General features: G+C 44.7%; 18 protein-coding genes. 11 read left to right on the plus strand and 7 right to left on the minus strand.

From position 1 onward, the window contains the following. Position 1 precedes the first annotated feature (1 nt). Positions 2 to 1,063 carry an HlyD family secretion protein gene (locus AC4MRV_RS08200; RefSeq protein ID WP_491186940.1) on the minus strand — a complete coding sequence of 354 codons (1,062 nt, stop codon included), beginning with the start codon at positions 1,061 to 1,063 and terminating at the stop codon, positions 2 to 4. Between the two features lie 125 nt (positions 1,064 to 1,188). Here AC4MRV_RS08200 and AC4MRV_RS08205 point away from each other — a divergent pair, with 125 nt between their 5' ends. After that, positions 1,189 to 2,088: a LysR family transcriptional regulator gene (locus tag AC4MRV_RS08205; RefSeq protein WP_491186941.1), complete on the plus strand. Its 900-nt coding sequence runs from the start codon at positions 1,189 to 1,191 to the stop codon at positions 2,086 to 2,088. 3 nt (positions 2,089 to 2,091) lie between these two features. Here the strand turns inward: AC4MRV_RS08205 and yfbR are convergent, their stop codons facing one another. Further along, on the minus strand, positions 2,092 to 2,700 hold the full coding sequence (yfbR, locus tag AC4MRV_RS08210) for a 5'-deoxynucleotidase (RefSeq protein WP_491186942.1): 609 nt from the start codon (positions 2,698 to 2,700) through the stop codon (positions 2,092 to 2,094). Between the two features lie 73 nt (positions 2,701 to 2,773). Further along, positions 2,774 to 3,988, minus strand: a complete 1,215-nt coding sequence (locus AC4MRV_RS08215) for a pyridoxal phosphate-dependent aminotransferase (RefSeq protein ID WP_491186943.1) — start codon at positions 3,986 to 3,988, stop codon at positions 2,774 to 2,776. A 219-nt stretch (positions 3,989 to 4,207) separates the two neighbouring features. Here AC4MRV_RS08215 and AC4MRV_RS08220 point away from each other — a divergent pair, with 219 nt between their 5' ends. From AC4MRV_RS08220 to menE, 6 genes are all read left to right on the plus strand, one after another. After that, positions 4,208 to 5,515 carry an isochorismate synthase gene (locus tag AC4MRV_RS08220; RefSeq protein ID WP_491186961.1) on the plus strand — a complete coding sequence of 436 codons (1,308 nt, stop codon included), beginning with the start codon at positions 4,208 to 4,210 and terminating at the stop codon, positions 5,513 to 5,515. Next, positions 5,516 to 7,246 carry a 2-succinyl-5-enolpyruvyl-6-hydroxy-3-cyclohexene-1-carboxylic-acid synthase gene (gene menD / locus AC4MRV_RS08225; RefSeq protein WP_491186944.1) on the plus strand — a complete coding sequence of 577 codons (1,731 nt, stop codon included), beginning with the start codon at positions 5,516 to 5,518 and terminating at the stop codon, positions 7,244 to 7,246. Continuing rightward, positions 7,236 to 8,033 (plus strand): 2-succinyl-6-hydroxy-2,4-cyclohexadiene-1-carboxylate synthase, encoded by a 798-nt coding sequence (menH, locus tag AC4MRV_RS08230; RefSeq protein ID WP_491186945.1) that lies wholly within the window; start codon positions 7,236 to 7,238, stop codon positions 8,031 to 8,033. Before menD ends, menH begins: the two co-directional genes overlap by 11 nt. Positions 8,034 to 8,061: 28 nt before the next feature. Beyond that, complete coding sequence (menB, locus tag AC4MRV_RS08235; RefSeq protein WP_491186946.1) at positions 8,062 to 8,928, plus strand: 1,4-dihydroxy-2-naphthoyl-CoA synthase; 867 nt, start codon at positions 8,062 to 8,064, stop codon at positions 8,926 to 8,928. Between the two features lie 156 nt (positions 8,929 to 9,084). Beyond that, positions 9,085 to 10,071 (plus strand): o-succinylbenzoate synthase, encoded by a 987-nt coding sequence (gene menC / locus AC4MRV_RS08240; RefSeq protein WP_491186947.1) that lies wholly within the window; start codon positions 9,085 to 9,087, stop codon positions 10,069 to 10,071. After that, positions 10,071 to 11,444 (plus strand): o-succinylbenzoate--CoA ligase, encoded by a 1,374-nt coding sequence (gene menE / locus AC4MRV_RS08245; protein WP_491186948.1) that lies wholly within the window; start codon positions 10,071 to 10,073, stop codon positions 11,442 to 11,444. Before menC ends, menE begins: the two co-directional genes overlap by 1 nt. A gap of 81 nt (positions 11,445 to 11,525) precedes the next feature. Here the strand turns inward: menE and nagE are convergent, their stop codons facing one another. Continuing rightward, positions 11,526 to 12,980 (minus strand): N-acetylglucosamine-specific PTS transporter subunit IIBC, encoded by a 1,455-nt coding sequence (nagE, locus tag AC4MRV_RS08250; RefSeq protein WP_491186949.1) that lies wholly within the window; start codon positions 12,978 to 12,980, stop codon positions 11,526 to 11,528. A gap of 173 nt (positions 12,981 to 13,153) precedes the next feature. Between nagE and AC4MRV_RS08255 the strand changes: the two genes are divergently transcribed. Together AC4MRV_RS08255 and AC4MRV_RS08260 are read left to right on the plus strand one after the other, a co-directional pair. Next, the gene (locus tag AC4MRV_RS08255) at positions 13,154 to 14,032 is read left to right on the plus strand and encodes a LysR substrate-binding domain-containing protein (protein ID WP_491186950.1); all 879 of its coding nucleotides are present in this window, start codon (positions 13,154 to 13,156) and stop codon (positions 14,030 to 14,032) included. 93 nt (positions 14,033 to 14,125) lie between these two features. Then, positions 14,126 to 14,299 (plus strand): hypothetical protein, encoded by a 174-nt coding sequence (locus AC4MRV_RS08260; protein WP_491186951.1) that lies wholly within the window; start codon positions 14,126 to 14,128, stop codon positions 14,297 to 14,299. On the opposite strand, the gene AC4MRV_RS08265 is transcribed toward AC4MRV_RS08260, so the two are convergent. The 3 genes from AC4MRV_RS08265 to AC4MRV_RS08275 form a co-directional block, all read right to left on the minus strand. After that, entirely contained in the window at positions 14,296 to 15,219 is a 924-nt protein-coding gene (locus AC4MRV_RS08265; RefSeq protein ID WP_491186952.1) for a YeiH family protein, read from the minus strand. The genes AC4MRV_RS08260 and AC4MRV_RS08265 overlap by 4 nt on opposite strands. A 107-nt stretch (positions 15,220 to 15,326) precedes the next feature. Beyond that, positions 15,327 to 17,198 (minus strand): MFS transporter, encoded by a 1,872-nt coding sequence (locus AC4MRV_RS08270; protein ID WP_491186953.1) that lies wholly within the window; start codon positions 17,196 to 17,198, stop codon positions 15,327 to 15,329. 26 nt (positions 17,199 to 17,224) lie between these two features. Next, positions 17,225 to 17,815: a TetR/AcrR family transcriptional regulator gene (locus tag AC4MRV_RS08275; RefSeq protein ID WP_491186954.1), complete on the minus strand. Its 591-nt coding sequence runs from the start codon at positions 17,813 to 17,815 to the stop codon at positions 17,225 to 17,227. A 192-nt stretch (positions 17,816 to 18,007) separates the two neighbouring features. On the opposite strand from AC4MRV_RS08275, the gene AC4MRV_RS08280 reads away from it, so the two are divergent. Further along, positions 18,008 to 18,883, plus strand: a complete 876-nt coding sequence (locus AC4MRV_RS08280) for a Tim44 domain-containing protein (RefSeq protein WP_491186955.1) — start codon at positions 18,008 to 18,010, stop codon at positions 18,881 to 18,883. A gap of 116 nt (positions 18,884 to 18,999) precedes the next feature. Next, a partial coding sequence (locus tag AC4MRV_RS08285; protein WP_491186956.1) for a DUF1244 domain-containing protein occupies positions 19,000 to 19,294 on the plus strand: 295 nt, incomplete at its 3' end.

Raw genomic sequence — 19,294 nt, forward strand, 5'->3', positions numbered from 1 at the left:
ATTAACCTCGTGTATCTATGGTTGCGATGACTGACAAACCGGGTAGTAGACGTCCATTTAGCGTTTTTGGATCTTGAATAGTTATTTTTACAGGTACCCGTTGAACAATCTTGGTGAAGTTGCCCGTTGCGTTTTCGGGAGGGAGTAGAGCGAACTTTGCGCCAGTTGCTGGAGAAAAACTATCAACAACGCCTTCAAGTGTTTCTCCTGGAAAAGCATCCAGTTCCATTTCCACTTTCTGGCCTTTATGGATTCCACTGAGTTGAGTTTCTTTGAAATTAGCTTCAACCCAGACGCCTTGATCAGGTACCAAGCTCATCAGAGGCATTCCTGCTTGTACAAGTAAGCCCTCACGGACACTGCGCTTACCCACAATGCCATCCGTGGGTGCATAAACTTTGGTGTAATCAAGGTTTAGCTGAGCTTGATCCAATTGAGCTTTCGCTTCGGTTACGGATGCGTTGGCTTGTTCAATTTCACTGGCAATCACAACTAATTGATCATTGCTCGCGACTAGGTTTGCTTTTGCCTCTTTAAGTTCGGCAAGTGTCACTTTTTGCTGGGCCAGCATGCTGTCTACTTCATCTTGCGAAGCATAGTTACGTTTGAGGAGGCTACGTGAGCGCGCAACCTGTTGTACTGCTCGATCATATTCAGCTTGCGCTGACTCGACGCGGCTTTGTGCCTGCTGAATCTGACTTTGCTGCAAGGTTTGTTTTGCTTCGAGATTAGTAATGCTCGATTGAGTAACCGCTAGATGAGCTTTGGCTTGGTCGAGTGATGCTTGATAGTCCCTATCATCAATCTGAACGAGTAAATCTCCTTGGCTAACGTGCTGATTATCGGTCACATAGGAGCGAGTAATGTAGCCGGATACCTTTGAGCTGATGCTAGTGATATCTCCCTGCAGGTAAGCATTATCTGTAGATTCGAAGTATTGACCGTAGCCAAACCAATAACTAGCGCCGACAAGACCAAGTGACAACATAATCACAGTTGCAATCAGAGGTGCTTTTTTGCGCTTAATTTTGGTGGCGTTAGAGGCAGAAGTATTTTCAACCATTCTGTTTCTCAATTGTGTACTGATGAATGTAACGAATTGTAAATGAATTGAATTGGTTGATAAGATAGGAAAAGCAGGAAACACTGTTGCAAAAATTGCCCTAATTAAGGGTGTAGGAGAGCAAGATGGATTTAAATGCCGTGAGCGTATTTACCCAAGTTGTTGATTGTGGGAGCTTTACACACGCCGCAGAAAACCTAAACATGACTAAATCGACAGTCAGCCGAAAGCTAGCAGAACTTGAAAAAGACTTAGGTGTGAGATTGATCACGCGATCCACGCGAAGTTTAGTGCTAACGCCGGAGGGAGAGAAGTTTTATCAATCTGGCTTGCAAATGCTAGAGATAATGAATCAAGCGGAGCTGGAAGTATCAGCCAATCAAGACTTGATTCGCGGTCCTCTTAACGTCGTGTTACCCGTTGAACTAGGCCATCAAGTTTTAGGCTCTTACATTTATGCATTCTTGCAAGAGTACCCACACGTAACAATGAATTTAGAGTTGAGTAATCGAGAAGTTGATGTCATTGCAGAGGGTATCGATTTATATGCTCAGATAGGTAAATTAGAAGATTCAAATCTAGTTTCAAGGTATCTGACTGCCTCTAAACGAGCTCTGGTCGCAAGCCCTAATTATTTAAAGCAATTTGGTGAGGTCAATTGTCACTTAGATCTGAAAGCGCCGCATCAAATGGTTGAAGTGATTAACAAAGCTGCACGATTACCAAAATGGCATCTTCAACCAGAAAACGGAAACTCATTTTTGATCGATCTTCCACATCGTTTAAGGGTTAACACCATCACTGCGTGCCTAAAGGCTTGTATCGATGGTTTAGGCATAGCTGTATTACCCGAGTTTATCTGTCTAGAGCACTTTGAAAGCGGGAAATTGGTGCGTTTACTACCTGGCTACAAAATGCCTGAAGTTGAGGTGAGTTTGATATACGCAGATCGTCAATTGATGCCAAAACGAAAGAAGGTATTTATTGATTATTTACTTGACTCATTTCAGCACCGCAACGGATAAAACCTAGCTAATCTCATCCAGTGATAGCTCAAAGCTAGGCGCAAAGGTATTGAGGAAGTAATCCATTTCTGGGGTGTGACGCTCTTTTAGTGTGATGTCGAGGCGTTTTTTCGCTAAAGCGTACTCGTGATTTCCCGCACTCAATTCCTCTAGGCATTTTAAATATGCGCAGATGGTGTCTGCCTGTTTGACGATTGCTGCATCTTCTGGATGAGCTTCATGGGAAACCAAGTAGGGGGCAAAGTCTTGTTGGAACTCTTCGGGCAGCATTGACAAGAGTTTCTTCTCCGCTGCGGCTTCTATTTTTTTGTACTCTTTCGCGATCTCTGGGTTGTAGTACTTAACTGGTGTTGGAAGATCCCCTGTTAACACCTCACTAGTATCGTGATACATGCCAAGTATGGCGATACGTTCAGGGTTGAGATTACCGCCAAACTTTTTATTTTTGATAAGCGCTAGGGCATGGGCTACGAAGGCGACTTGGAGGCTATGTTCGGAGATGTTTTCACTAGAGACTGAACGCATTAAAGGCCAGCGTTGGATAAGTTTCATCCGAGCTAGGTGAGCAAAAAAGTGGCTTTCTTTATAAGGAAGGTTTGAATCGTCTGACATCTCTCAACTCCATAAAATAGAAAAGAGCACTCAATGAGTGCTCTTTAAGCATATGAAAGTTCGACGCTAAATACTACTGACTATACGTAGATAAGAAGCGTTCAAATCGACCGATAGCCATTTCTAAATCTTCAACATGCGGCAAGGTAACAATGCGGAAGTGGTCTGGTTTCGGCCAGTTGAAGCCAGTACCTTGAACAAGCAGTACTTTCTCTTGAATCAGGAAATCGAGCACCATTTTCTGGTCATCTTTGATGTTGTACATCTTCGTATCGATTTTAGGGAACAAATACATAGCCCCTTTTGGTTTAACGCACGAGACGCCAGGGATCTGATTGACAAGCTCCCATGCTCTGTCACGCTGCTCGAGTAGGCGGCCACCTGGTAAGATCAGCTCGTTGATACTTTGATATCCGCCAAGTGCCGTTTGGATTGCGTGCTGCATGGGTACGTTGGCACACAAACGCATGGAAGAGAGCATGTCTAAGCCGTTGATATAACCTTGAGCTTGGTGTTTCGGACCAGTTAAGAACATCCAGCCTCCACGGAAACCACATACGCGGTAGGCTTTTGATAAACCGTTAAAAGTCACAACCAATACATCTTCGGTCAACGTCGCTACCGAGGTGTGCGTTGCACCGTCGTAAAGCACTTTGTCATAGATCTCGTCAGCGAAGATGATCAATTTATGTTGGCGAGCAATCTCTATCACTTCAAGTAGGAAGTCACGACTGTACACCGCACCAGTCGGGTTGTTCGGGTTGATCAGCACGATACCGCGTGTCTTTGGCGTTATCTTACTTTTAATGTCATCAAGGTCTGGGTACCAGTCCGCTTCTTCATCACACATGTAGTGAACCGCTTTACCACCAGATAGAGCCACAGAAGCAGTCCAAAGCGGGTAGTCTGGCGCAGGAACCAGCATTTCATCGCCGTTATTCAGCAAGGCCTGCATCGCCATTACGATAAGTTCTGAAGCGCCATTACCTACATAGACGTCTTCGACATCAAGAGAGCGAATACCTTTACGTTGGTAATGTTGAACCACTGCTTTACGAGCAGAGTAGATGCCTTTTGAATCACAGTAACCTTGAGATGTTGGTAGGTTACGAATCACATCAACCAGGATCTCGTCAGGGGCGTCAAAGCCAAATGGGGCGGGGTTACCGATGTTTAGCTTCAGTATTTTATGCCCCTCTTCCTCCATGCGTTTAGCATGTTTTAGTACAGGACCCCTAATGTCGTAGCAGACATTATCGAGTTTTGACGACATCCCGATATTTTGCATTGATTAAAACCTAAAAATAATTGAATTTCTTTATTAAACTACATCAAAAAGAGATTCTTTAGAATAAAAATCTGGATGAATACGTGAATTTAACACCTTGTAGCACGCCCATTATCACAGGATTTTGCAAAACATTGGTTGCAACCTTGATTTGAGTAGGGTCTATAAATAGAGTAACGAGCTAGAATGAATAATAATCCCCATGCATACGAGGCTGATTTGTCATATTTTCATCAAGCCGTTACTGAACTGATTGAACGCGTAAAGGATGCAGGAGACGGTGTGCACCGTCTGGTTCAAGTTCTTGAGGAAAAACCTGACTTTGCATTTATTGATTGGTTAGAAGCGCAACCGCTTTTTCCCAAGTTTTATTGGCAATCTCGTGATACGCGTGAAGAAGTCGTCGCATTAGGTCAGTTGCATACCTTTATGGAACCAGCGCCTGCTTATACGATTTTGGCTGGCGATCAGCGTATTTGGGGTGGACGATCGTTTGATGGTCAGACGAACAAAAACCGCCGCTGTATGTCTTCTTTTTTCTTTTTGCCGCAAATTGAATTGACTCGCTTCGATGACACATGGTCTTTAGCGGCGAACTTGAGTGCGGAAAAGCATAGAACATTAGCCAGTTTGTACAAACTCCAGCTTGAAGTAACACCATTACTTCCTGTTTCAGCTCATGTGGAGCGTATTCAGCATACGCCGGAAAAGCCACAATGGTCTGAGTTGGTTGAAAAAGTACTGGCTGGTATCAAGAATGATGATTTCAAAAAAGTCGTTTTGGCTCGTAAAACCGCAGTGACGTTGGATGCACCGCTATGCGCAGCCCAGTTTCTCAAGTCGAGTTATTTGCACAATCATCATAGCTTTCATTTCATGCTCTCTTTGGATAAAAAGCATAGCTTCATTGGCTCAACTCCTGAGCGTTTGTATTTGCGTCAAGGTCAAGAACTCTATACCGAAGCGCTCGCTGGCACTATAGGTCGTGGTGTTAACGCGAGTCAGGATATGGAGCTGGCAAACTGGCTGGCCAATGACAGCAAAAATCTCAATGAGAACCAGTATGTGGTGGATGACATCATCGAGCGTCTATCTCCTCATTCAGAAAGCGTTGAAGTTGAGCAAGAAGCTCGATTGGTGCGCTTGCGTAAGGTTCAGCATTTAAAACGCAGTATCCACGCTCATCTACATAAAGGGGTTAATGGAGTCCAACTGCTTAGTGCGCTGCAACCAACTGCGGCTGTTGCAGGCCTTCCAAGAAAAGAGTCAATGGAGTTTATTCGCGAGAATGAGCCGTTTGCTCGAGGTTGGTACGCAGGATCTATGGGGTTTATTAGCCATCAGCGCGCCGAGTTTTGTGTCGCAATTCGCAGTGCATTAGTGCTGAATGACCAAGTTCAGTTATTTGCTGGGGCAGGCATTGTTCCTGGTTCTATCGCAGAGCATGAGTGGCAAGAGCTTGATAAAAAAATGTCGACATTACTCTCACTAATATCAGATAACCCGCCATTGGGAGTTGCATCATAAATGAGCGCTGTCTTACCTCTTGTTAATCAAGCTGTTGTAAACCGAATCTGGTGCAAAACTTTGCTTGAAGAGTTAGCTCGTCTTGGCGTGAGTAATGTTTGTATTGCACCAGGCTCACGCTCGACACCATTGACTTTAGAAGCGGACAAAAACCCTAAGTTATCCATTCATACTCACTTTGATGAGAGAGGATTAGGTTTTTTAGCTCTTGGGCTAGCCAAAGCAAGCCAAAATCCAGTGGCTATTGTGGTGACGTCGGGTACGGCGGTGGCAAACTTACTACCTGCGATTGCTGAAGCCAAATTAACCGGCGAAAAACTCGTTGTATTGACGGCTGATAGACCAACAGAGCTGGTAGGCTGCGGCGCGAATCAAGCGATTCATCAGTCGGGTATTTTCTCCAATCATGTTTCGGCTTCTATCGAGTTGCCAAGCCCTTCGCTGCAAGTGCCTTTGAAGTGGCTATTGACCACCGTCGATCAAGCTATGGCAGAGCAGTCCGAGCGAGGGAGCGCAGTTCATATCAACTGTCCGTTTCCTGAGCCACTTTATAGTGAGGAGTCTGAGGGGCTATATCAAGGCTATATCTCCCAGCTAGGGGCTTGGTGGAATAGCAATCGAGCGTTTAGCACTAAGAGTGTTGGTGTGACTATACCGAACATAGATGTGGCTAACTTGAGCGTGCGAAAAGGGGTGATTGTTCTTGGTAGCGTGACGTTGCGAGAAGCTAAGAAAGTTGCTCAACTTGCCAATAAACTAGGTTGGCCACTTTTAAGCGATCCCCAATCAGGAACAGGTTCGGAGTGGGGATATTATGACTTATGGTTGCAAAATCGCGCGATATCACAACCCCTTGAGGCATGTGACCTCATTCTTCAGTTTGGTTCTCGCATCATTTCTAAACGTCTCAATCATTGGCTGGAGAAACAAGTAGAGAGCCAAGAAGCTGAGTATCATTACGTTTCCCCAAGGTTTGATCGTGACAATCAAGCGCATTTAATGCAGCAACATCACGTATCTGGCATTGAAGAATGGGTTAATGCATTCCTTGAGCGATTGCCGTCAGTAATTGCTGCTGAGCGGAATTGGGCTAGTTCTTTAATGAGTCTCTCACAGCAAGTATCGTCACTGGCTGGTTTGCATTTAAATACTGGCTCATCGCTGTCAGAAATTGGTTTAGCACTGACTCTAAATCAATTGCCAGAACAGGCTCAGCTATTCATTGGCAATAGCCTCTTTGTACGCCTTGTCGATATGTTCAGCAACTTGGAACAGAGAGAGGTGTATACCAATCGCGGAGCTTCGGGTATTGATGGCTTAATCGCGACCGCTAGCGGCGTGATTCGTTCTACAGAAAAACCAACCGTGGTCTTTATTGGTGATACTTCACTACTTTACGATTTGAATTCGTTGGCGCTTCTCACACATAGCCGTACTCCTGTTGTCGTTGTGGTGACGAATAATGATGGCGGTGCGATCTTTGACCTACTGCCCGTACCAGAGCAGCAGAAGCAATCTCTTTATCAAATGCCCCATGGCTACAGTTTTGAGTTTGCGGCCAAACAGTTTCAGTTACGGTACGCTAAGCCCGATACGCTAAAAGAGTATCAGCAAGTGGTTGATTCACATATAGAACAAGGTCAGGGGGCGTTAGTCGTAGAAGTACAAACGCCACCAGAACAGGCATCACGCCAACTAAAAGAGTTTATTCAACAAATCCATGCTTTATAGTCACGCGAGTTGTTCCTTGGTAGAGAAACACCACCAACCTGTGCTGGTGTTTCTTCATGGTTTACTTGGTTCCGGTGACGATTGGTTTCTAACTCGAGAAAGGTTGCTTGATTACCCGAGTATCGCCATCGATCTCCCAGGACATGGCTTAAGCGCATTTTCTTCCTGCAACAATTTTAAAGAGTGTTGTGATCAAATATCTGACACTCTTCTTACCCAAGTGGCTCCTCATCGCCCTATAGTACTGATTGGTTATTCGCTTGGAGGTCGCATCGCAATGAGCGGTGTTGCGCATAACTACTTTTCTAGCCTAAACATTCAGCAGCTTATCGTTGAAGGGGGCAACTTTGGTTTGCAATCAGAGGTGGAGAAAGTTGCAAGGCTAAACCACGATGCAAATTGGGCTGAGCGATTCTCACTAGAGCCAGTTGAACAGGTGTTAGGCGATTGGTATCAGCAAGCAGTATTTAGTTCACTAAATCATGAGCAAAGACAAAAACTGATTGCTAAACGCAGTGCTAACCTAGGCTCGCAAGTGGCGCATATGTTAATGGCGACCTCACTAGGCAAACAAGATTATTTGCTCGATGCGTTGAAGTCATCGAGTGTAGTGACTCACTATATTTGTGGCGAGAAAGACAAGAAGTTTAGTCAGTTGGCCGAACAAAGCGGTCTGTCTTTCAGCCAAGTTGTCGATGCTGGGCACAACGTTCATGTTGAACAGCCTGACGCGTTTGCAGCAATTGTTAAAACTCAAGTCAATGCATACTTAAATTCATCGCATTGAATCAATTAGAGAAGAAACAGGAATCACCATGGCAAAAACAGTCGGTATCTCAGAAGAAGAACTATACGCACCAGTAAACTGGAATGACTGCACCGGTGAATATGAAGATATTCAATACCACAAGTCTGAAGATGGCATTGCAAAGATTACAATTGCTCGCCCTCAAGTTCGTAATGCGTTCCGTCCTCAAACAGTCAAAGAGATGATTAATGCACTGGCAGATGCACGCTACGACGAAGGTGTAGGCGTAATTATTCTTACGGGTCTTGGTGAGAAAGCGTTCTGTTCTGGAGGCGATCAAAAGATCCGTGGCGACTACGGCGGTTACCAAGATGACTCTGGTACTCACCACTTAAATGTTCTTGATTTCCAACGCCAGATTCGTACTTGTCCTAAACCAGTGATTGCGTCAGTAGCAGGCTGGGCGGTTGGTGGTGGCCATGTTCTGCACATGATGTGTGATCTTACTATTGCCGCAGAAAACGCTCAGTTTGGTCAAACTGGTCCTAAAGTTGGCTCTTTCGATGGCGGTTGGGGCGCGTCGTACATGGCTCGTATTGTTGGCCAGAAGAAAGCGCGTGAAATCTGGTTCCTATGCCGTTTCTATGATGCACAAGAAGCGTTGGATATGGGGCTGGTTAACACGGTTGTGCCAATTGAAGAGCTAGAGAGAGAAACCGTACGTTGGTGTCGAGAAACACTACAGCATAGCCCAATGGCATTGCGTTGCCTGAAAGCAGCCCTTAACGCAGACTGTGATGGTCAAGCTGGCCTCCAAGAGCTTGCTGGTAACGCAACGATGATGTTCTACATGACTGAAGAAGGTCAGGAAGGTCGTAACGCGTTCAATGAGAAGCGTCGTCCGGACTTTAATAAGTTTCCACGCAACCCTTAAGTCGTAACTGGTTTCCTCGCCAGAATACCGCTAGCGTGACAGAAGGTGCTTGTTTATGTTCGTAAACGTTGCGCCTTCTTCTAGCTATCGACCTTCTGGTTTAGAAACCTTTCTACAACTTGTCTATTATTTAAAAATTACAAAAGGGATATTGCTATGAGATCAGCCAAACTGTATCGCTACGAATTGCCGATGGACAGTGGGGTGATACTGCGTGAGGAACGGTTGAAACAACGCGAGGGTTTTGTGGTTGAGCTTGGTCTTGACGGCAAAGTCGGTTTTGGTGAAGTGGCGCCACTACCAGGCTTTAGTACTGAATCAATGGATGAAGTCTACTCTCAATTGGTTGAGCAATTGGCACTATGGCAGCAAGGTACATCGATAGATTGTGAAGCTCTTTATCCATCTGTGGCGTTTGGTTTGTCGATGGCCCAGTTGGAGCTGGCTGAACAGTTGCCGCAATCAGGGCGTTACCAAGCTGCACCGCTTTGTTCCGGCGATCCTGATGAATTATTGCCGAAACTAAACGCGATGACGGGTGAGAAAGTCGCTAAGATTAAAGTTGGTCTCTATGAGCCAATTCGCGATGGTATGCTAGTTAGTTTATTTCTCGAATCTATTCCTGACCTAACATTACGTTTGGATGCAAACCGAGCATGGAGTGCGGAAAAAGCGCAGCAGTTTGCGAAAAAAATTGCCCCTTCGCTACGTGGCAGAATCGCTTTTATTGAAGAGCCATGCCAAGCACCCGGAGATAGTTTCTCATTTGCGATTGATACTGGTATTGCTATCGCTTGGGACGAAACGCTGCAGCACGCCATCCGTAAAGATGATTTTAAGCTCGAAGATCTCAATGGCGCGAAAGCGATTGTCATCAAGCCAACCCTCATAGGTAGTGTCCAGCGCTGCATCGAATTGATTGAACGAGCTAAGGAGCTTGGTATCAAAACGGTGATCAGTTCAAGTATTGAATCAAGCTTAGGTTTGACTCAACTTGCTCGCTTTGCTGAGTGGCAGCTACCGGAAGAGGTTCCAGGTTTGGATACAGTAGGTCTATTTGCAGAGCAGCTTGAAGTTGCTTGGCCTGGGTGTGAATTGCCGATTGTGAAATTGGCAGATCAAAGTTTGATTTGGCAGTCCTGATGCAAAACCACTTATCACTACTTAATCAATGGGCTCAATCGAGCCCATCTTTGTTAGCGTTAAATACACCCGCGAAAGACTACACTTGGCTTGAGTTAGAACAAGAGGTGCTTACCATTGCGTCAGGTCTGCAACAACAAGGCGTTCAGTCGGGCGATGTTGTGACATGTGTTGGCAAAAACAGCCCTGAATCTGTGGTCCTATTTCTTGCCTGTCTAGAAGTAGGGGCAACGTGCGCATTGACCATGCCGCAAACACTGGCTGAACTGGAAGTGAAGCTTGATACGATTTATCTTCCAAATCAGACAAAACGGATTTGGCTTTCAGGCTCTGATGAGAGCCTAACCTCACTTCAGACTATCCAATACCAAGGCTATAACCCTAAAAAACTGGTCAGGGCATACCATTTAGACTCTCTTGCATCGATCGTTTTCACCTCTGGGTCAACGGGAGTCCCTAAAGCGGTTGCTCATACGTCTCGTCAGCATCTAGCGTCGGCCATGGGTTTGCTCGAGCGATTTCATTTCAGGCAGACCAATACTTGGTTACTCAGTTTACCTATGTACCATGTTTCAGGGTTGGCGATTGTGTATCGATGGTTGTACAGCGGCGCAACGATGAAAGTGGGAAGTGGTGATCTACGTACTGATATCCAAGGCGTTACACATGCTTCTTTGGTCGCTACGCAACTGAAGCGTTTACTTGACTGCGATTCAAAGCTTAACCTCTCACATGTTTTGCTCGGCGGTAGCCACGTACCGCAAAGCTTGAGTTTGCAAGCTGCGGCAAAGGGCATTGAGACTTGGCTAGGTTACGGAATGACGGAAGCCGCTTCTACGGTGACAGCGAAACCCGTTGACGGGAAATATAGTGCTGGTTTTGTCTTATCAAAGCGTGAGGTGAAATTGGAAGGTTCGCGCATTTTTATTGGTGGTGAAACCCTTGCTTCAGGCTATTACTATCAAGGCACTCTTTCGCCTATCGCTGTCGATGGTTGGTTTGATAGTAAAGATCTCGGCGAGTGGCAAGATGGTGAGTTAAAGATCATTGGCCGTGCAGATAATCAATTTATTTCTGGCGGCGAGAATATTCACTGTGAAGAGATTGAAGTGGTGCTCAATCAGCTAGAAGCCGTACAGCAAAGTATTGTTGTGCCGGTCAAAGACGTCGATTTTGGCTATCGCCCAGTCGCAGTACTTCAATGCGATTCGCTACCGAACCAATCGGATATTGAAACAATTCTTGAATCCCAGCTAACCAAGTTTAAGTGGCCGATTGCCTATTTTCGGATGCCAACTGAATTAGTGACCGGGGGAATAAAAGTATCTCGCCAGAATATTCGACAATGGCTGGAAAAGGAAATCGACAAATAAAGAAGAAGTGCACATTCGGTGACTAAGCGAAAGTGCACTTCAGGGGGCGTGGTGATGGTGAGTCACCACCTTTTTTACACCTTAGCTGGCTAATGCTTTCTTCATTTGCTCCGCCACTTTATCGACTTTGCCAAGTCCGACGATAACCTGAAGACCACCTTTGCCAATCGGGACCACACCTGCAGCACCGAGCTGTTTAAGTTTGTCACTGTCTGCGGCCGAGGAATCCTTAACACTCAGTCTTAAGCGAGTGATACAGTTGTCAACCTCAAGAATATTTTCTGCGCCACCAATTGCTTGAATGTAATCATTTGCAAGTTCAGAGATATCTTCTGCCGCTTCTTTTTCCATGTCTTCACCACGGCCAGGTGTTTTTAAGTTGAACTTGATAATAGCGAAACGGAAAACCGAGTAGTAAATTGCAAAGAACGCAGCGCCTTGAAGCAGCAGCATGTACCACTGAGTTGCAAGTGGGTTTTGGCTAGAAAGCACCATATCAACGAAGCCTGCAGAGAAACCAAAGCCAGCCATCCATTCCATACTCGCTGCAATGTAGAGCGAAAGACCTGTTAACACCGCATGAATTAGGAACAACACAGGAGCAAGGAACATAAAGCTAAACTCGAGCGGCTCTGTGATACCAGTAAAGAAAGACGCCATTGCTGCTGCTAGCATAATTGCAAATACTTGATTCTTGTTCTTTGCATCAGAGCAGTGGTACATCGCAAGAGCAGCAGCTGGTAGGCCAAACATCATAATTGGGAAGAAGCCAGCTTGGTACATGCCTGTTTTACCCGGGATACCCGTACCGTTCGCGATAGATTGAGCACCGCCAAGGAAGTTAGGGATATCATTAATACCGACTACATCAAACCAAAATACTGGGTAAAGCGCGTGGTGCATACCAACCGATAAGAACAGACGGTTGAAGAAGCCAAATAGACCAGCGCCAACTGCCCCCATACTTTCAAGCTTAATGCCAAACTGGATCAGTGCGTCATAAACCGCTGGCCATACATACAGTAGTACGAACGAGAGGATCATACCTGCAAGGGAGGTTAAGATCGGTACCAAACGTTTACCACTAAAGAAAGCTAATGCTTGTGGCAATTCGACCGTTGAGTAGCGGTTGTAGATCTCTGCTGATATTATACCAATGATAATACCAATAAATTGGTTGCTGATTTTGCCAAATGCATCCGGGACTTCATTTGCTTCAACGCCAATTAATTGGGCAACTGACCCTGGTGCAAGCAGAGTCGTTACCACCAAAAACATAACAAAGCCCGATAAAGCTGCAGAACCATTTTTATCGCGACTTAGTCCAAATGCCACACCAACCGCAAACAATACGGCCATGTTGTCAATGATTGCGCTACCCGACTTAATCAAAAAAGCGGCTAAGATGCTTTCTGAACCCCAGCCCACAGGATCAAGCCAGTAGCCAACCCCCATTAGAATCGCAGCTGCAGGTAACGTTGCTACTGGAACCATCAGTGCTTTACCTACTTTCTGCATATATCCAAGTATATTCATGTATGCCCCTAAGTTTATCTATTAAAAATTTTGATTAGATTGAGCACCAATAGTAAGTCAGCTATTGATTAGGCTCGTAAAATCAATGTCTGAAGCTATTAGAATCTTAATTTGGGGTGCAAACAAACGAATTGGATAGTACGATGGATTAAAAATTTTAATGTATGACGATAATGGCAAACCAACAAACACTGTTAAGAAATTTGCATACCTTTAATGTTGCCGCTCAAAGGTTAAGTTTTACCGTGGCAGCGAAAGAGCTGCACCTGACTCAAGGTGCTGTTAGCCATAGGATCAAGGTGTTGGAATCCGAGCTGGGTTTTAATCTATTTGTTAGGGGAACAAGAACGTTAGAGCTGACTGCTGAAGGAGAGCGATTTCAAAAAACACTATCAAAATCGTTGAGTGCAATTTTCGGGGAAATAGAAGATATCAATAGCACGGAGCTGTTTGGTAAGATCAACATTGGTACGAGTCCGGCGTTTGCAAATAGTTGGCTGCTCCCGAGAATTGCTGACTTTAAACGCCGTTACCCTAGATTTAATCTCAATATTTTTGCTCAAGAGTCGCAAGACTTTCATAAAAATCATCTAGATGTTGCCATCTATTATGGTGATGGGGAGCTGAAAGATATGTTCCGCAAACGCCTATTTGGAGAGAAGTACATTCCTGTATGCACTCCCCGTTATGCCAAGGAAATGGGCATCTTTGATGATGGTTTAGAATCGCTGCATCGCGTCAACTTTATTCATGCGCTAGAGTCAGATGTTTGGCAACGTTGGATTAAGCACCATGGCATTGAGGTGAACTTGTTTAAGCAATTTTACTGCGTGAGCCATCGTGATATGGGAGTACAAAGCGCACTTTTTGATGTGGGTGTTGCAATGGGGCGCTACCAATTTGTTAAGCAATACATTGATACCGGAGAGCTTGTTACGCCTTATCCCAGTATGGAAACCGAGATGAGTTATGACGTACTTTGCCCCTTAGGTTCCGAGAAGCGGCCGAAAGTTCACACATTCATTAAATGGTTAGATACTCAACTTAGTTAATTTAGCAATTTCATAGTCCAAATGTGAATTTATCAATCTTATAACGTTAACTCATAATAGTTTGAGTCAAATAAAGATATGGATATAAGGGCTATGAAAGCAGTGCTAGTGTCTGCAGTATTGTTGCAGATAGTTGTCGCGATACAGAGTGAAGGGTTGATACGGTCTTTAGCCGAGCTGAGCGCGTTTTTGCTGGTGGTTGCGATAGCGCTTAGTCACAAACAGCAAAAACACGCGAAAGTGAATATAAAGGCAGAAGAATATTAAGCCAAGGTCAACCATGCCAGAGAAGTGGTTGAGATCAATACCCAAAGGGACACGCCAAACAATAGTGGTTTAGGCCCAGCTGATTTTAGTTTTTCCATAGAAATACCACATCCAATCAAAAATAAGCACACCACCAAAGCACGTTTAGAAACTTCAAACACCCCCTGATAGAGTGGTTCAAATTGTGGGATTAAATCGCTAACAGCGATTGCCACGCAGTAGAAGAAAATGAAGTAGGGGATGCTGATTTTTTTTGAATCACTACGAAACAAAAACGCGCTGAATAAGGCGACAGGAATGATCCAGAGAGCTCGAGCAAGCTTGAGGGTCGTTGCTGTAGTGAGGGCATCTTCACCATAGGCTGAAGCCGCACCTACAACAGATGAAGTATCATGAATGGCGATTGCTGCCCAGGTGCCGAAGGTTTGTTGATCTAAGTTGAGGGCATGGCCAATAACCGGAAAGACAAATAGCGCCACTGAATTGAGTACGAATATGGTTGCGAGAGCTAACCCAATTTGCTCGTCATCCGCTTTAATTGCTGGGGAGACAGCAGCAATAGCACTGCCTCCACATATCGCGGTGCCTGCAGAAATTAAGTAACCGGTCTCTTTGTTTAGATCAATCACTTTTGTAACCCACCAACCCACGGTGAGTGTTCCTACAATTGTTGCAATGATCAGACCTATACCGTCTGAAGTGACGGCTAAAGCTTGGTCAAAATGAATTCCGAACCCTAAACCGACGATAGAGTAAGCAAGCAACTTTTTGGTGACTTTTGCCAAATTAAACTGGCTTGGTACGAAGCCAAAAGAAGCGAGTAAAAAACCGATCACCAATGCAGTTGGTGACGTAATGAATGGCATCACGCAAAGAGCTAAAGCAGGCCAGAAAAGAAACTGTTTAGTTAGGTTATTCATTATAGAAACAAAGAGATAATAATCGGCGCCTAGTTTATCGAATTATAGGCGATAAATAGAGTTGAATGTTTTGAACAAGCGTTCAGCTATTCTGAACGCTCAGGTTGCTATTGCCAATCACCACGAAGCTCAGAGACCTGCTTGTGCATGACAAGTGTTGTTGCGTTCTCTGGCTCAACCGGTGTACCTGCTTCAATTTCAAGCTTTGACCAAAATCGAGTTGGTAGCCCTTTACAAGCGCGGCCTTTGTAGCGGCTGAAGTAACTTCCCCATAAGCCTTTCAATGCCATTGGGATAACGGGGACTGGGCTGCGCCTTAAAATTAAGTCCATACCGCGCATAAACTCATTCATCTCGCCGTCTGACGTTAATCTGCCTTCAGGGAAAATACAGACAATATGCCCCTCAGAGAGCGCTTGTTCGACTTCATTAAAGGCTTTACGAATAGAAGAACGGTTGGTCGCCGAAATTGGAATTACCCCTGCCCGTTTAAGGAAACGCCTTAATGGTGGGAGACTTGCGTACTCTTCTTCCATTACGAACCTTATTAAGCGAGGACACACGGCACTTAATAGTAGGGCATCCATGTAGCTTACGTGATTACAGACGATCAAAGCGCCACCTTTTTCAGGTAAGTGGTGTAGATTTTTATGGTTTACTCGATACATAGTGTGAGTCAAAATCCAGACCAAAAAACGTACGACAAAAATCGGTACTTGCAAAAATAGATAAAGTGCAACCAACAAGTTCATTACAGCAAGTAGGGCAAAGAGTTGCGGAATACTCATCTCAAGCACGGTTAAGCAGACAATACCCAACACTGCACTCCCCACCATAAACAGCGAATTGTAGATGTTTAAAGCTGCAATAACTTGGGCTCGTTGATTAACTTTTGCTCGCTGTTGCATGAGTGCGTATAAAGGGACAATAAATACCCCACCTGATGCGCCAAGCAACAATAAATAACCAAATAATGGCCACAGCTCTTGGTAACCAATAAACTGAGTAAATGAATCAAATTCTGGCAGATGGGCTGGAATGGACGTTGCCATTAAAGCGCCAAATATGGTAATGCCAAAACTACCGATAGGCACGATACCGACTTCAATACGATGATTAGAAAGCTTGTCGCAAGCTAACGAGCCGACAGCAATACCAACTGAGAAAAGGGCCAGCAGGAAAGAAACAGCGCTTTCATTGCCATTTAGGTAGATTTTAGTGAAATTGGGAAATTGCGTTAGATAAGCAGCTCCAAGGAACCAAAACCAACTGATCGCCATTAAAGCGAGGAACACGGTACGATCAGATTTAGCGATCGCAATCGTTTGTTTAGTTTGTCTAATCGGTTGCCATTTGAAAGTAAGGTCTGGCGCGCTTGCGGGAGCTTCAGGAATTGAACGACTTGCTATATACCCCAGAACTGCAAACAATAGCACAGCGCCAGCGGCAATGTATTTAGCGTGTTCTGCTGATGCGATAACGCCTGCTCCTAGTGTACCTAATAGGATCGCCAAGAAAGTGCCCGTTTCGACCAGCGCATTGCCTGGAACCAATTCATTTGGTTTGAGCTGTTGAGGAAGCAATGCATATTTTACGGGGCCAAAGAATGCAGACTGTGTTCCCATTAGGAAGAGTAGGACTAAGAGAATTAGGTAACTTTCGGTAACAAAGCCAATCGCTCCAAGGCACATGATTCCTATTTCGGCCAACTTTACCTTTCGAATGAACCAGGACTTTTCATACTTGTCTGCAAGTACACCTGCTGAAGCGGAAAATAGAAAGAAAGGCAGAATGAAAAGCCCTGCCGCAAGGTTAATAAATAGGTTACTTGAAATCGGTAGCGCGCCAACACCGGCGAAAGCTACAAACAATAACAATACGTTTTTGAAGATATTGTCATTGAATGCGCCAAAAAACTGTGTGACAAAATAGGGCAGAAATCGTTTCTGCCCTAATAAAGATGTTTGGTGGTTCGACATGTTGGCCTGATTCCTTTAGGACTTACTTACCAATTGATAAGGTAATTGCTCAATAGATTGTCGATCAGCTCTTTTCCGTCAATTGGATCCGCAGCAAAAAACTTGTCATCAACACTTAACAGCGTGATACCGTGGACACCAGACCACAATACTCGGCTTGCTTTTAGTACCTCGTCTTCGCTGCGTTCTGGTGCAAGGACTCGCAGCAGGTGCTCTAGCATGCCAGTCATACTATCGATACGTTGCGCTTGCCACTCTGGAAGAGTTTCACCGTTCATATTGTGTTCGAAAATCAACTGCCAGCGATGAGGATGCTTCTGAGCAAAATCATGGTAGCAATAAGCTAGCTGGTAAAGTGCCGCTTTGTGATCTTGGCTCTCTCCAACAACCAGTTTTGCTTCCTCTGATAGTTCATCCAAAGTTTTAGCGACAACATGAAGCAAAAGTAAATTATAGTTGCCGAACACGTTCACTAATGTACTTGGGACATAGCCGATCATATTCGCTATTTTACGGAGACTTAGCTCGTGATAAGAGTTTTCCTCCAGAAAATCCTTAACAGTATCAAGAGTGAGAGCAATAAGTTGTTCGCGGGTGTGATCGTTACGTCGTGCCATGGTAATTACAGTAAAATGAACATTGTTCAATATTCTAATGAGCCACACCCTGTACCGTCAACTAACAGAACGCAAATTTGCAATATTCTGATACATGTGTAGAGGAGTATTTCGTTTGCTTCTTTCTATTCAACCCTTATTATAACAAGATAACTACAATCTCTTATCTCTAAAGAACCCGAAAGGATAACTATGAAACGATTGTTTTCTCTTGTTGCTTTGCTGATGGTTTCAGTGGCGATTACGCCAATCGCTGAAGCGAAAAAATTCGGCGGCGGTAAGTCATTTGGTAAAAGCTATAAAACAGCACCAGCGCCAAAACAACAGCAACAAAACACCAACACGGTTGGTAAAGATCAAACAACTAAAACACAGAGCTCTAGCAAGAAAGGCTTGATGGGCGGTTTGCTTGGTGGTCTTCTTGCTGGTGGTTTGCTGGCGGCTTTCTTTGGTGGCGCCTTTGAGGGTATCCAGTTCATGGATATTCTGATTATTGGTTTGATTGCCTTTGTGATCTTTAAGCTAATGCGTAGCATGCTCGGAGCGAAACAAGGCAGCATGAATCAACATCGCCAGCAGCCTGCGTTCGGTGGCTCAGCACCTAAGTTTGAACAGCCAAATGTACATAATTTTGAGCAAGCAAACAGTGGCACCCAAGGTGGCTTCGGCTTTGGTTCTCAAACTGATGTGCCTCACAACTATCCACCAGGTTTTGATCATGCTGGATTTATTAATGGTTCACGTGAACACTACCGTATCCTTCAAGGTGCGTGGAACCATAACCAGTTAGAAACTATAGAAGAGTACGTTTCTCCGAGTCTGTTTGAAGATCTCAAGTCTGAACGTGCAAAACTAGATGGTGAACAGCACACAGATGTAATGTACGTAGATGCAGAAATTGTTCGTGCGGATTACGATGCGTCAAAAGCGCAATTAAGTCTTCAATTTAGCGGGCGTTACCGCGATGCAGTGGAAGGTGTTGAAGAAGACATTACAGATATCTGGCATTTAGAGCGTGATTTGACAGCACCAAATGCTCCTTGGCTAATCGTTGGTATCCAAGGGTAACATTACCCACTACGACAAACGCCTGAGCTCATAGCTTGGGCGTTTTTGTATTGTTTAGTTGGCTATTTACTTGTTACTATTTTCCGTACATCAACAACGATAACAAGGTAAGTAAAGTGGCTGAATTTAAATATAAAAACCTCACTCAAGAAGAGCAAGATAAGTTAGATGCTGCAACGTTTCGTCGTTTGCTGGCGCACCTTGATGACAACAAAGATGTGCAAAATATCGATCTTATGATCCTTGCCGGTTTCTGTCGTAACTGTTTTAGCAAATGGTATAAAGCAGAAGCTGAAGAGCTAGGTGTTGATATCGATATTGATGACGCGCGTGAACGTGTTTACGGCATGACTTACGATGAGTGGAAACAAAACCACCAACCAAAAGCGACACCAGAACAACTGGCAGCAT

The sequence above is a fragment of the Vibrio sp. genome, assembly GCF_984391705.1.